Source organism: Flavobacterium omnivorum (assembly GCF_900099915.1).
GTDB lineage: Bacteria > Bacteroidota > Bacteroidia > Flavobacteriales > Flavobacteriaceae > Flavobacterium > Flavobacterium omnivorum.
In genome coordinates this window covers 120136-134086 of the sequence record NZ_FNDB01000003.1, presented here as the reverse complement: position 1 = coordinate 134086, position 13951 = coordinate 120136, and the positions used below count along the sequence as shown (strand labels likewise).

The 13951-nt window shown below is 34.7% G+C and carries 11 protein-coding genes and 1 tRNA gene; 9 read left to right on the top strand and 3 right to left on the bottom strand.

The features are described 5' to 3' along the window. Positions 1-431: 431 nt before the first annotated feature. Positions 432-971: a lipid-binding SYLF domain-containing protein gene (locus BLS90_RS04330; protein ID WP_091256069.1), complete on the top strand. Its 540-nt coding sequence runs from the start codon at positions 432-434 to the stop codon at positions 969-971. A 200-nt stretch (positions 972-1171) separates the two neighbouring features. On the opposite strand, the gene BLS90_RS04325 is transcribed toward BLS90_RS04330, so the two are convergent. Continuing rightward, positions 1172-1244: transfer RNA gene (locus BLS90_RS04325), tRNA-Phe, on the bottom strand. 128 nt (positions 1245-1372) lie between these two features. On the opposite strand from BLS90_RS04325, the gene BLS90_RS04320 reads away from it, so the two are divergent. The 6 genes from BLS90_RS04320 to BLS90_RS04295 all read left to right on the top strand — a co-directional run bounded on the left by BLS90_RS04320 (position 1373) and on the right by BLS90_RS04295 (position 7618). After that, positions 1373-2107, top strand: coding sequence for a type III pantothenate kinase (locus BLS90_RS04320; RefSeq protein WP_091255668.1), 735 nt, complete (start codon positions 1373-1375; stop codon positions 2105-2107). Continuing rightward, entirely contained in the window at positions 2100-3347 is a 1248-nt protein-coding gene (locus BLS90_RS04315; RefSeq protein ID WP_091255665.1) for a hypothetical protein, read from the top strand. The genes BLS90_RS04320 and BLS90_RS04315 overlap by 8 nt, the downstream gene beginning before the upstream one ends. A 40-nt stretch (positions 3348-3387) precedes the next feature. Next, positions 3388-3942: an LPS export ABC transporter periplasmic protein LptC gene (lptC, locus tag BLS90_RS04310; RefSeq protein WP_091255662.1), complete on the top strand. Its 555-nt coding sequence runs from the start codon at positions 3388-3390 to the stop codon at positions 3940-3942. A gap of 10 nt (positions 3943-3952) precedes the next feature. Next, positions 3953-4150 carry a hypothetical protein gene (locus BLS90_RS04305; protein ID WP_091255660.1) on the top strand — a complete coding sequence of 66 codons (198 nt, stop codon included), beginning with the start codon at positions 3953-3955 and terminating at the stop codon, positions 4148-4150. A 3-nt stretch (positions 4151-4153) separates the two neighbouring features. Next, the gene (locus BLS90_RS04300; RefSeq protein ID WP_091255657.1) at positions 4154-5413 is read left to right on the top strand and encodes a hemolysin family protein; all 1260 of its coding nucleotides are present in this window, start codon (positions 4154-4156) and stop codon (positions 5411-5413) included. Positions 5414-5521: 108 nt separating this feature from the next. Then, complete coding sequence (locus BLS90_RS04295; RefSeq protein WP_091255655.1) at positions 5522-7618, top strand: peptidylprolyl isomerase; 2097 nt, start codon at positions 5522-5524, stop codon at positions 7616-7618. A 124-nt stretch (positions 7619-7742) separates the two neighbouring features. Here BLS90_RS04295 and BLS90_RS04290 read toward each other — a convergent pair whose 3' ends face one another. Together BLS90_RS04290 and BLS90_RS04285 are read right to left on the bottom strand one after the other, a co-directional pair. Then, positions 7743-8660, bottom strand: coding sequence for a GYDIA family GHMP kinase (locus BLS90_RS04290; RefSeq protein ID WP_091255652.1), 918 nt, complete (start codon positions 8658-8660; stop codon positions 7743-7745). 69 nt (positions 8661-8729) lie between these two features. Then, complete coding sequence (locus BLS90_RS04285) at positions 8730-10046, bottom strand: hydroxymethylglutaryl-CoA reductase, degradative (protein WP_091255649.1); 1317 nt, start codon at positions 10044-10046, stop codon at positions 8730-8732. Positions 10047-10225: 179 nt separating this feature from the next. Here BLS90_RS04285 and BLS90_RS04280 point away from each other — a divergent pair, with 179 nt between their 5' ends. Together BLS90_RS04280 and BLS90_RS04275 are read left to right on the top strand one after the other, a co-directional pair. Then, positions 10226-12397, top strand: a complete 2172-nt coding sequence (locus tag BLS90_RS04280; protein WP_091255646.1) for a S9 family peptidase — start codon at positions 10226-10228, stop codon at positions 12395-12397. Between the two features lie 9 nt (positions 12398-12406). Next, entirely contained in the window at positions 12407-13951 is a 1545-nt protein-coding gene (locus BLS90_RS04275; protein WP_091255644.1) for a peptide MFS transporter, read from the top strand.

Below are 13951 nucleotides of genomic sequence, written 5' to 3'. Positions count from 1 at the left end.
TTGCGTAGTTTTTGTTTTAACCAAGGTCCTGCGAAAGAATATCTTTGATAGTTTTTAGCTGTTTTGAAAAGAATTGGAGGAGTTTATACCAATGAGTCGTTTATTTCTTAACCTAATTATAAAGGAAAGCTATGACGGTGATTAGTAAAGAATCCTTAGTTTATTTTATTGAAAGCAAAAACGAAGTGTTTTCAATCGTTTTGGTGCGATACCGTTTTTTAACAGGCAATACCACTTATTTAAATGTTTCCTGCTATAATCGAATCGGAGGAATGTCTTTTTGAATTTTTTTACCTATGGTGTTGATAATCAAGCTATTTATTATTTATTTTAAAAAAATATGGTATATTTGAATAGCCATATTTCGCTTCTTGTTTAGCAAAAGTAAGGTAGTGTGGTTCAATTTTTTAGTAACATTTAAATCTAGAGAGATGAAAAAATCAAATAGTATTTGGGTAGTGATGATGGTTTGTATGCTGTGTATAGCATCCGTTTTTGGGCAATCTAAAGCAAAGAAAAATAAAATCATCGCCGATAGTAAGATGGCAAAGGTTGAGTTTGTTAAAGCGGATCCGCTAATGAAGGGTCTGTTTGAAGACGCATACGGTTACGTTATTTTCCCCAATGTGGGTAAAGCCGGATTTGGAATTGGTGGTGCAGCGGGTAACGGTGTGGTTTATGAGCGAGGAAAAATAATAGGTATGGCTAAACTCTCGCAAGTAAGCATTGGGTTTCAGGCTGGTGGACAAGCCTATCGAGAGGTGATATTTTTTGAAGGACAAAATGATTTGGAGCGATTTAAAGGTAGTCAATTCGAGTTTTCTGCCCAAGCTTCGGCGGTTGCTGTGACGGCCGGTGCTTCAACTAATGTAAAGTATGCTGATGGTGTGATGGTTTTTACAATGCAAAAAGGAGGGCTCATGTATGAAGCATCAGTTGGAGGGCAAAAGTTCCAATTTAATAAATTGTAAGGTATTTTTTCAAGAGACAAAAAAGAAAATGCAGCGTTTATCAGGTATATTAAAATCCGAAGCTAATTGTTTGCTTATAATAATAGATGCGCTAATGGTTCTGTAAAAAACTGCTGAAATTTATCCACTATTTCAGGTGTAATTAATGGTTTTAGTAGATTTTTAAAACAAAAAACCCGAATATTTCTATTCGGGTCTTGTGGTACCTCCAGGGATCGAACCAGGGACACATGGATTTTCAGTCCATTGCTCTACCATCTGAGCTAAGGTACCTTATTTGTGCTTTTCGAAAGCTGTAATGCTTGCTCATTGCGGGTGCAAATATAGAATGATTTTTAGTTTATCCAAAACATTTTTTAAAAAAAATCAATTCGTACCTTCGCAGCACCAAAAACCAAATTATGATTTTAGTTGTCGATGTGGGAAATACCAGAATTAAAGCAGCTGTCTTTGAGGGTGCTATCCTTTTAGAGATTTTTGTTTTTACCAAAATAGAGCTTGAGAAAAACATTAAAAATATTTTAAATAAATTTCAAAAAGTAGCTCATTTGGTTGTTTCCTCCGTAGGAGATGTCGAAAAGCAGTCGTTTTTAGCATTTGATTCGGTTCTAAATATTTGTTTTGTTTCCAATGAAGATCCTTTTCCTTTCCAAAATAGATATAGTACTCCCAAAACTTTAGGGATAGACCGAATGGTCCTCGCAGCTGGAGCAGTCTTTCAGTTTCCCAGTCAAAACCGACTAGTTATTGATGCAGGAACTTGTATAACGTATGATTTTATTGATCACCAAAATAATTATTTGGGCGGAGCTATCACGCCAGGACTGCGATTGCGGTATGAGTCATTGCACAATTACACTGCAAAATTGCCTTTACTGGCATTAAAAAGTCCTAAAGAACTAATAGGGAACTCGACTTCAAATTCTATTCATTCTGGCGTAGTCAATGGATTAGTTTATGAGATTGACGGTTTTATAACAGAATATAGTACACGGTATTCAAATTTTATAATAATTTTAACGGGTGGGGACACAGATTTTTTGGCTAAACGATTAAAAAATACCATATTTGCCAATTCAAATTTTCTTTTGGAAAGTTTGAACCAAACATTTCAATATAAAATCAAAAATGATTAAAAAAATTATAGTAAGCGCTTGTTTGCTTTTATCATTAGTATCTTTTGCTCAAGAGGGGACATCATCGCCATACTCTTTTTACGGAATAGGTGATGTGCGATTCAAAGGAACCTTAGAAAATCGATCTATGGGTGGAATTGCTATTGAGCAGGATAGTATTCACATGAACTTACAAAATCCGGCTAGTTTCGCAAGTTTGAAACTAACCACATTTTCTTTAGGCGGTACTCAGGCTAGTACAAAATTAAAAACAGACACCGAGTCTTCAAATGCGCGTAGAACCACTTTAGACTATTTGGCCGTAGGTTTACCACTTGGTAAATTTGGTTTAGGTTTTGGACTGATACCCTACTCTTCCGTTGGTTATAAAATTAGAACAGCAGGATCGCTTACTGAAAACAATCAAAGTTTTAATGGAAAAGGAGGCTTGAACAAAGCATTCATTGGTCTGGGTTATAAAATAATGAAGGGTTTAAGCATAGGGGCTGATGTGAATTATAATTTCGGAAAAATTGAAACTAATAATTTTGAATATATTACGGATATTGCAATAGGTACTCGAGAATTAAATACAGTAGATTTATCTGGGGTTAATTTCAATGCCGGAGTAATGTATCAAACCAAATTTTATAAAAAAATATCTTTTTTCAGTAGTTTTAATTACTCTTTAGAAAGTACTTTAAAGGCTAAAAACACTAGAAATATTGCTACAGCATTATATGATTTAAATTTTGATTTGTCAGTTGTAGATGTTTTGGAAGATGTGAAAACAGAGAGAAATTTAAAAATGCCAAGTAAATATGCTGCCTCAGCAGGTTTTGGGGAAGCTAGAAAATGGTTGATTGGAGTTGGTTATACTTTTCAGGAACCGAGTTCTATAAGTAATAATTATAATTCACCTGGCAATGTGACTTACGAGAAGCACTCCAAATATAGTATTGGAGGCTATTATATGCCTAATTACAACTCCTTTACAAGCTATGCCAAAAGGATTACTTATAGAGGTGGTTTTAGATTTGAGAATACAGGTTTGGTCATTAACACAGAACCTATCCAAGATATGGCAGTAACAGTTGGAGTAGGGTTGCCGTTGACGGGAACATTCTCTAATGTAAATATTGGTCTTGAATTGGGAAAAAGAGGAACTACTGCTGCCAACTTAGTAGAGGAAAACTATGCGAACGTAAGTGTTGGTTTTTCACTTAACGAACAATGGTTTGTGAAAAGAAAATTCAACTAAAAGAGGAATTGCCACTACAGGTTCTTCGAAAGTTAATCGTATGACTTTATTTAAAAAATATACTATCAAATGGATTGTCACAGTTTTTGCTGTGACTCTGTTTTTTGGGTGCGAAAGTAATTTTAAAGAGATACAAAAAATTAATTTTTCTGAATTTGTACCTAGCAGCGATGCGGATAAGGTCAATCTCAAGTATACGGATTCCGGTCGCATTACTGCAGTTCTTGTAAGTTTTAAAATGCTTGATTACGCAAGTGTTGATTTTCCTTTTACTGAATTCCCTAAAGGGATTGATGTGACACTATACGATAAAAAAGAAAAGAAAACCTTTATAAGATCAAATTATGCAATCTCTTTCAAAGGGACTAACATAATTGATTTACAAGGAAAGGTGAAAATTTTTACAGAACAGGGTCAAATGCTGGAAACAGAGCAGCTGTATTTTGATCAAAAAAACGAATGGTTTTTTACCGAAAGAAAATTTAAATTTACCGACCCTAAAGGAGTTTCAAACGGTCAAGGAATTGATTTCAGTAAAGATTTCAAGGTCATTAATTCTCAGAAAATAACGGGCGAAGTAGAAACAAACGAATAATTTTTACATTATGAATTACTTAAAATATACACAATACGTTTATCTTGTTTTTGGAGCTTATTTCATTTATGATGGCTTTACCAAAATAAATGATCCTGCATTGGGAAATCCGTGGTTGAGTTTTATGATTGCAGGATTAGCTATCTTTATGTTTTTCTTTAGAAGAAAATTTGCTAAAAAATTTGAAGATAGAAATAAAAATTCCTAATTGATGGAAGCTAGTATTATCATACTGTGTCTAATACTAAGTGCTTTTTTTTCAGGAATGGAGATAGCCTTTGTCTCTTCGAATAAAATATATCTTGAGATTGAAAAAAAACAAGATAATTTTCTGTCAAAAATATTGACTAAACTGACGGAGAAGCCTACGAATTTTATTGTCTCCATGGGGATAGGCAATATCCTTGCTTTGGTGGTTTATGGTTTTTTAATGGGCGATGTTTTGATGCGTTGGTTTTTAACCGTAGACTATCCTCTATCCAAAGGATTTTTGCTCCTGTTGCAAGTGCTAGTTTCAACGATGCTTATTTTGATCACATCAGAATTTCTTCCCAAAGTTTTTTTTCAAATTTATGCCAACTCATTAATTAAATTTTTTGCAATTCCAGCTTATTTTTTTTACAAGATTTTTGGATATATAGCTGCTTTCTTTGTAGAAATTTCGGATTTCATACTAAAAAAATTCTTTAAAACACAAGGGGATAGTGTATCATTGTTTTTTAGTAGAATTGAACTAGGAAACTACATTACAGAACAAATGAGTACGGTGGAGGATAATGAAACGGTAGATTCAGAAATACTCATGTTTCAAAATGCATTAGAGTTCTCAGGTGTTAAAGCCAGAGATGTAATGAGTCCTAGGACCGAAATTATAGCCATTGATTTATTTGATTCAATCGAAGAACTAAGGGCGTTATTTATTGAAACGGGCTATTCTAAAATTGTGGTTTATCAAAATTCTCTTGATGATATTATTGGTTACGTGCATTCCTTTGACTTGTTTAAAAAACCAAAGAGTATCAAAGAAATTGTGATTTTGGTACAGTTTGTTCCGGAGACAATTTTTATAAAGGATGCCATGAGTTTGCTAACTAAAAAGCGAAAAAGTGTCGCGGTAGTTTTGGACGAATATGGGGGAACATCAGGTATTATAACTATTGAAGATATTGTTGAAGAGCTTTTTGGCGAAATTGAAGACGAACATGATTCTGATGAAGAATTGGTAGAAAAAGAACTCGGAGAAGGTGTTTATATATTTTCAGCTCGCTTAGATGTAGAATATTTGAATCAAATCTATAAATTACAAATTCCGGAGGGAGATTCCTACGGAACACTAGGTGGTTTTATTGTCGATTTTACAAAAGAAATTCCGCAAAAAGGGGACGTCATTCCAATAGGAATCTATCATTTTATAATAGAAGAAGCAACAAATAAGAAAATAGAATTAGTTAAAATGAGCGTTCAAGACTGATTTTTATTATGAAAATAAAATTTCTTGCAAAATAAAACGCTACTAGTATAATTATTAATTAGATAATTGTATTTTCGCAAACTGAATATAAAAATTAACAACAATAAAATGGCAGTTTTACAAAAAATTAGACAACGTTCACTTCTTCTGATACTCGTTATCGGGTTTTGTTTATTAGCATTTATCATAGGTGATATATTCAACAGTGGTGGTTTTAACAGTACATCAAAAGATGTGGGAAGCATTGACGATAAAGATATTTCATTTGAAGACTTTAGAGTTAAAGTGAGTAATGTAGAGAAAAGTGGGCAAGGGATTACTTCAACAGAAGCGGCAAACAGAGTTTGGGACCAAGAAGTTTCTATTGCTTTGTTGACTTCTGAATTTGAAAAATTAGGACTTAGAGTGGGTGAAAAGCACTTGTTAGAAGTTTTAAAAGCAGATCAAAATATTGGTGGAAATCCATTGTTTATGAATGCTGCTGGTGTATTTGATGTTGCTAAATTCAAAGAATACTTCAAGTCAAATCCTGAACAAGCTCAATTTTTAAAGGATAGAGAAAAAGACGCTGAACTAAACGCTAAATATCAAATGTACAACACAATGATCAAAGCGGCCGTTTTTACAACGGAAAGTGAAGGGAAAATGAAATACGAAATGGAAGCAAACAAAGTGAACTTTGCTTATGTTGCCGGTTTATATTCGACGATTAAAGATAGTGATGTAAAAATCACCGATGCAGAGATTGTTGACTACATGAAGAAAAATGAAAAAAAATTCAAAGCAGATGAATCTCGTGAAGTAGAATATGTCTTGATTGAAGACAAAGCTTCTACAGCAGATGAGGCTGAAGTAAAAACCAAAATAAATGCATTGTTGACAGGAAGCGTGGTGTACAACCAAGCTACTGGAAAAAATGACACTCTAGCTGGATTTAGAACTACTAAAAATGCAATCGACTTTGTGAATTCAAATTCAGATGTTCCTTACGATTCAACGTATGTCGCTAAGAAAGATTTACCAGCTGTAGATGCTGATAAATTGTTCAACTTGGCTCCAGGGGCTGTTTATGGTCCTTACATGTTTGGAAAATACTACTGTATTTCTAAATCTATGGGAATGAAGTCCGGTGTAAATGCAAAAGCAAGTCATATTTTAATTGGTTACGAAGGAACTCAAGTTCCAAATCAAAAAGAAAAAAGAACGAAAGAGCAAGCTAAAGCTAAAGCTGAAAGTATTTTGGCCCAAGTAACTGCAAATCCAGATAGTTTCATGATGTTGGCTTTCACAGCTTCTGATGATTCATCTGCACAACAGGGTGGTGATTTAGGCTACTTTGGTCCAAACCAAATGGTGAAGCCGTTTAATGATTTTGTTTTCAGTAATGGAATAGGTAAAGTAGGTTTAGTAGAAACTGATTTTGGTTTTCATATTATCAAAGTAACAGACAAGCAAGACGGAATTCGTTTGGCTACTGTAGCTCAAAAAATTGAAGCATCTGAAGCTACTTCTGATAAAATGTTTACTCAAGCAACTAAATTTGAAATGGATGCAGCGGATAAAGATTTTAATAAAGCAGCAAAAGAAATGGGTCTTAAAGTTACTCCAGCTGTCTCTGTAAAAGGGATGGATGAAAACTTTGGAACATTAGGAAATCAAAGAACTATTGTAAGATGGGCTTTTGAAGACGGAGTTAAAGAAGGATCTGTAAAAAGATTTGAAGTGGCTAATGTTGGACACGTCATTGCAAAGGTAAAAAGTATTGATAAATCTGGTTTAGTTGCCGTTTCTGTAGCGAGACCTTATGTAGAACAAATACTTAAAAACAAGAAAAAAGCAGAACTGATCAAAGCTAAAATGACGGGTTCTTCACTTGAAGCAATCGCGAAATCAGTAGGAGGAACGGTGCAACAAGCAGCTGACATCACCATGGAAAATACCATGTTGCCAAATGTAGGTCCTGAACCAAAAGTAGTAGGAAATGCATTTTCTTTAGCAGCAAATAAAATGTCAGCTCCTATTGAAGGAAATACTGGTGTATATGTGGTTAAAAATACAAGTACAGTAAAAGCGCCAGCATTGAAAAATCATGCGCCTTACGTTGCTAAATTGAAAGCGCAAGGTGCTTCAGATGCGAACAGAGTTGTTCCTGCATTGAAAGCTAACGCTAAAATTGAAGATAACAGACAAGATTTTAATTACTAGTTACAAAAAGTAATTAATCAAAATAAAAATCCCGATACATGCTGAATGTATCGGGATTTTTTTATTTTACAGATTGAGTTTGAAAAACGATCTAGAAATTTAGTGTCTAAGAAAAACGATCCAATTAGAATAAGATCATTTCATCATAGCGAAGAATAGTTTCATATCCTTTTAATTTAAAATACGGTGTTGGGTTGTCCTCCGATATAACCATCACAAAATCGCCTCCCCAAGCACCAAGGCTTTTTATCACACCATTAAAATCAGGGAACAAAGATTCTTTTATTGTTTGAGTTTCCAAAACACTACTCATTTTTACTTCGTGTTTATATATTGCGGATGCAAAAGATTGAATTGTAGTAGCATTCAAAACTTCATAAGTTATTTCGTCATTTAAAGCGATTGTTCTAGGCAGGTTGTTCTTTTTATTCATATTGTAAGCAGCAATTGCGCTTTTACTGCTTTGCTTTTTATTCAGATACACAAAGTAAAGGTTGTCCGTAAAATCCGGATTAAAAGATGTTTTTTCAACGATAGGATTTCCTTGTTCCAATTTATATACAATTGGACTATCGTTTTGCGCACAAGCAATATCATAACCACTACCTCCAAAACTGTTTTTAAGCAAGGTAAAAGCATCAATTTGCAGCCATTGGGCAATGTTGTTTATCAATGTCGATGACGTTCCCAGACCCCAGCTTTTTGGAAATCCTAGTTCTGTTGTGATTGTGTATCCATCTGAATTTAAAATAAAGTCAGGATTTAGTTTAAAAGCTTCGTGCAAAATCGTCGTAAGTGTATTCTTGACCGATTCGTTTTCAGGATTCACTTCTTTAGAAATATCAGAAAATAAAAGGGTGTCCTCAAACCAAATGCTTCTATCCGCATCGTAACTTTTCCAAAGGATTTCTTTGTTGCTTCCTTTTTCTATAATGAGATTTTGTCCCATTTTTGTGGGTAATGCAAAAGCTTTAGCACCATCAAGAACCAGGTATTCTCCCGTGATTAAAAGTTTTCCGTTACTGTAGAATGTTTTTTTCATGTATGCTGAATTTATTTCAGTATCTTTTTTACTCCTTAAAGTCTAGGAACTCTGAGCTTATTCTAAAATTTATTTTCTTAAACCTTCAATAAAGGAGACCACAGCGCTATGCGATACGGTATTTTTTTTGAAATATTTCTGGATAAAAATACGTTCTTCATCATTTGCTTCAAATTGGTTGATGATATTGTTTAAATGCATTTTCATGTGTCCTTCCTGAATTCCGGTTGTAGTCAAAGAACGTAAAGCGGCAAAGTTTTGGGCCAAACCCGCTACGGCTACAAACTGCATTAACTCTTTGGCAGACGGTTTTTCCAGCATTTCAAGTGATAATTTCACCAACGGATGCAGGGAAGTTAAACCACCAACAGTTCCTAATGCTAAAGGGATTTCCAACCAGAAAGTAAAAATACCGTTTTCGATTTTGGCATGGGAAAGACTGGAATACTTTCCGTTTCGGGAAGCATAGGCGTGAATTCCTGCTTCAACAGCACGGAAATCATTTCCCGTTGCCAAAACAACTGCGTCCACTCCGTTCATGATTCCTTTGTTGTGCGTAACGGCACGATACGGCTCTACTTCGGCGATTTGAACGGCTTGCACAAATCTCTCGGCAAATTCTTTAGGGTTTAGAATGTGTTTTTCTTCTAATTCTTCAATTGGACACGAAACTTCGGCTCTTACGATGCAATTTGGAACATAATTGGAAAGAATGCTCATTACGACTTCAATCTCTTTCTCCGTTTCTGTGAACAAGTTATAATTATGCGCTTCTTCTTTTAATGTTTTGGAAAATTGTTCCAGACACGAATTGATGAAATTTGCTCCCATGCTGTCTTTGGTTTCAAAAGTAGCATGTAGCTGAAAATAATTTGGTAATAAATCGGTTTTGTCTTTTAGAACAATGTCTAAAATTCCGCCACCGCGTTTTTGCATATTTGTGGTAATCGATTCGGTTTCTGAGAAAAATTTGCTTTTGTGTTGAGCAAAAAACAAATTCAGTTTGGAAACATCACCTTTATAGATAAAATGAACCTGACCAATTTTTTCGGTATTAATTACGGTTGTTTTAAATCCGCCGCGCGTGGACCAAAATTTAGCAGCTTTTGCGGCAGCGGCAACCACAGAGCTTTCTTCAATGGCCATAGGAATGGTGCTGTATTTTCCATTAATCAGGAAATTAGGAGCAACTCCTAGTGGAATATAGAAATTGGTTATTGTGTTTTCGATGAATTCATCGTGTAATTTTTGTATTTTTTCATCACTATTCCAATAGTTTTTCAGCAAGGCGATGGCTTCTGTAGGTGTTGAAAAATATTGATTGGCAATCCATTTAATTTTTTCTTCTTTGGATAATTTAGAAAATCCGCTAATAGCCTTGTTCATTCTCAATTGATTATGGTGTAATTAGTTGCAAAGATACGGTTTTAGCCGTTTTATTTACAATCAAATTATATTCAGCGAAAGGTTATTTTTTATAATACTTTTTACATTTAACATATAAAATGACCGATAATTGTAATTTTTTCACTAAAATTGACGGTTTTTATCTTTAAATAAATAGTATGTATTCGAAAAAAATTATAGCATTATTTTTATTCTTGTGTTTTACGGTTGTTGGTCAACAAAAAATCACAATTGATGAACTTTTTAACGGTACATTTCGAGCTCAGGGAATGGATGAATTACAATCGTTGAAAAACACAAATCAATACACGGTTTTAAATGCTGACAGGCAGTCCAGAAGCATGCAGATTGATTTGTACGATTTTGCAACATTAAAAAAAGTGTCAACATTAATCGATACAAAATCATACAGAGAATTGTCTGGCGGGATTGACAGTTACACTTTTGACGCTTCAGAAAAAATGATTTTATTGGCTTGTAATACCAATCAAATCTTCCGCCACTCGTTTACAGCTGATTATTATTTATATGACATCGCCAATAAAAAATTAAGAAAACTATTCGATTTTCAGGTTCAAGAGCCTACTTTTTCACCTGATGGGAAAAAGATTGCTTACGCCAAAGAAAATAATTTGTATGTATATGATTTAGCTTCTGCTACATCGACTCCAATAACTACAGACGGACAAAAAAACAGTATTATTAACGGTATTACGGATTGGGTTTACGAGGAAGAATTCGCTTTCGTGAAAGCTTTTGATTGGAGCGCTGACAGCAAAAAAGTAGCCTATATTCGTTTTGACGAAAGTCAAGTTCCGGAATTTTCGATGTCTATGTTTGGAAAAGAATTGTACCCAATGATGCAAACCTTTAAATATCCAAAAGCTGGTGAGAAGAACGCTGTTGTATCGTTACACATTTATGATGTAAATTCGAATGCGGTGAAAGATATTAACCTAGGAAAATACAATGATTTTTATATCGCCAGAATGAAATGGACTAATGATGCGAATACATTGTCAGCACAGGTATTGAATCGCCATCAAAATAATTTGGATTTGTTGTTTATCGATGGTAATTCAGGAGCTGCAAAAGTAGTTTTGAATGAAAAAGACAAAGCGTATGTTGATGTGACAGACAATTTGACTTTCTTGAAAGACAACAGTTTTATTTGGACTAGCGAAAAAGACGGTTTCAACCATATCTATTTATATGACAAAACTGGAAAATTGAAAAACCAAATTACTAAAGGAAAATGGGAAGTAACTAATTATTATGGTTTAGACGAAAAGACAAATACGGTTTTCTATCAGTCGGTGGAGAATGGATCCATCAACAGAGATGTTTACAAAATAAGTCTTGACGGGAAGAATAAAGTGCGTTTGTCGCAAAATACAGGAACGAATGCTGCGACATTCAGTCCGAATTTTCAATACTACATCAACACGTTTTCTAGCGCGGCTCAACCTACGACTTATACATTGAACGATGCTAAATTTGGAAAACAAGTTCAAGTTATTGAAAACAATGAATCATTGGCTGCGAAACTAAAAAGCTATGATTTACCGGCAAAAGAGTTTTTTGTTTTGAAAACAGCAAAAGGAAACGAACTAAATGCTTGGATGATTAAGCCAAAAGATTTTGATCCGGCAAAAAAATATCCGGTTTTTATGTACCAATATTCTGGTCCGGGTTCACAGCAAGTGAATAATGAATGGAACAGCACGGATGATTATTGGTTTATGATGTTGTCTCAACAAGGTTATATTGTAGCTTGTGTTGACGGACGTGGAACTGGTTTCAAAGGAGCTGGTTTCAAAAAAGTAACTCAATTGCAATTAGGAAAATACGAAGTAGAAGACCAAATTGACGCTGCCAAAGTAATAGGAAATTACGCTTTTGTGGATAAAGCTAGAATTGGTATATTTGGCTGGTCTTATGGCGGTTTTATGGCATCTAATTGTATCATGAAAGGAAATGATGTTTTCAAAATGGCAATTGCTGTGGCTCCGGTAACGAACTGGCGTTTTTATGACAGCGTGTACACGGAACGTTACATGACGACACCGCAAGAAAATGCGAGTGGATACGATGATAATTCACCAATAAATCATGTGGATAAGTTGAAAGGGAAATTCCTTTTGATTCACGGTTCAGGAGATGATAATGTGCATGTTCAAAACTCTATGCAAATGATGGAAGCTTTGATTCAGGCAAATAAACAATTTGATTCGCAAATTTACCCAGACAATAATCACGGGATTTATGGTGGGAAAACGAGAGTCCAATTGTACACGAAAATGACTAATTTCATTAAAGAAAATTTATAACAGCACTTTATGACAAACGACGCATTGAATCAGGAAGAATTTTTTGGACATCCAAAAGCGCTTTTTATATTGTTTTTTACAGAAATGTGGGAACGCTTCTCCTTTTACGGAATGAAAGCATTGTTGATTTTCTATCTGACACGATACCATCTTTTTTCAGATACTTCAGGAAATTTATTAATAGGAAGTTATGCCGCTTTAGTATATGCCGTGCCAGTAATAGGTGGTTTTATTGCGGATCGGTATTTAGGTTTTAGAAAAGCGATTGTTTTTGGTGGGATTATGCTGGTTTTAGGTCATGTAGGAATGGCTTATGAAGGAAATGCCGCAACACAATCGATGACAGGTGAAATTACACGGGACGAAACCGCTTTGCAAATATTTTACTTTTCCTTATCCTTGATCATAGTAGGGGTTGGTTTTTTGAAAGCCAACATCTCTTCCTTAGTAGGAGAACTATATGAAACAGGTGATAAAAGAAGAGATTCTGGATTCACGTTGTTCTATATGGGAATCAATTTAGGGTCATTCTTGGCAACCTTAATTTGTGTTTGGCTAGGAGAGACCTACGGTTGGAGCTACGGTTTTGGTGCTGCTGGAGTGGGAATGTTTTTTGGACTGGTAACTTTTATTTCCGGAAGAAAGTTATTGATGGGCAAAGGAGAGCCAAAAGCTCCAGAAACGTTAGAGAAAAAATCATTTGGTATCAAAAATGAATGGTTAATATACTTAGTAAGTGTTTCTTCTGCACTTGTTTTTTGGCAAATGGTGCAACGTCATGAAGTCGTTTCGTATTCCTTGATGGTTGCTGGTGCTGTTTCTTTTATTTATATCGTTTATTATGCAGTTACGCAACTGGACAAGAAAGCGAGAGAACAACTAATCGCTTTGACAATTTTGATTGTCTTTACCATAATCTTCTGGGCATTATTCGAGCAAGCTTATACTTCTTTGAATTTATTTGCTGATCGTATTTTAGATAGAACAATTTTTGGATATACGATCTCAGCGGGGCAATTTCTAAGTTTCAACGCGTTGTTTATTATTTTGTTAGCCCCAGTTTTTGCTTGGTTATGGGTAAAGCTAGGGAAATACAATCCTAATACAGCAGTAAAATTTTCTATGGCATTGTTGTTGGTAGGTTTGGGGTTTGGGTCTTTGGTTTTAGGGATTAGCCTCTCGGGTTTGGGGAAAGTAGCCATGATTTGGTTGATTCTAACTTACTTTTTACATACCTGCGGAGAATTGTGCTTATCACCAGTTGGACTATCTGCTGTTACTAAATTATCGCCAGTAAAAATCGTAGGATTCATGATGGGGGTTTGGTTTTTGGCTACAGCCAGTTCTGAATTTATTGCATCCATCTTAGCTAACATTGCATCAGTGGATACTTCAAATGGTACAGCGCCAGATTTAAACTTAGCAAAACAGAGTTACTTAGTCCTTTTTGAATACTTATTTTATACAGGACTTGGTTTTGGAGTAGTGCTCTTGGCACTTTCACCAGTGATCAAAAAATTAATGCACGGAGTAGATAAAGAATTAAACAATTAA

Bases quoted from the DNA above. Each gene is read 5' to 3' on its own strand.
- BLS90_RS04300 (WP_091255657.1), top strand. From the start codon at position 4,154: ATGGAAGCTAGTATTATCATACTGTGTCTAATACTAAGTGCTTTTTTT.
- BLS90_RS04320 (WP_091255668.1), top strand. From the start codon at position 1,373: ATGATTTTAGTTGTCGATGTGGGAAATACCAGAATTAAAGCAGCTGTC.
- BLS90_RS04290 (WP_091255652.1), bottom strand. From the start codon at position 8,660: ATGAAAAAAACATTCTACAGTAACGGAAAACTTTTAATCACGGGAGAA.
- BLS90_RS04315 (WP_091255665.1), top strand. From the start codon at position 2,100: ATGATTAAAAAAATTATAGTAAGCGCTTGTTTGCTTTTATCATTAGTA.
- BLS90_RS04305 (WP_091255660.1), top strand. From the start codon at position 3,953: ATGAATTACTTAAAATATACACAATACGTTTATCTTGTTTTTGGAGCT.
- lptC (WP_091255662.1), top strand. From the start codon at position 3,388: ATGACTTTATTTAAAAAATATACTATCAAATGGATTGTCACAGTTTTT.
- BLS90_RS04330 (WP_091256069.1), top strand. From the start codon at position 432: ATGAAAAAATCAAATAGTATTTGGGTAGTGATGATGGTTTGTATGCTG.
- BLS90_RS04275 (WP_091255644.1), top strand. From the start codon at position 12,407: ATGACAAACGACGCATTGAATCAGGAAGAATTTTTTGGACATCCAAAA.
- BLS90_RS04285 (WP_091255649.1), bottom strand. From the start codon at position 10,046: ATGAACAAGGCTATTAGCGGATTTTCTAAATTATCCAAAGAAGAAAAA.
- BLS90_RS04280 (WP_091255646.1), top strand. From the start codon at position 10,226: ATGTATTCGAAAAAAATTATAGCATTATTTTTATTCTTGTGTTTTACG.
- BLS90_RS04295 (WP_091255655.1), top strand. From the start codon at position 5,522: ATGGCAGTTTTACAAAAAATTAGACAACGTTCACTTCTTCTGATACTC.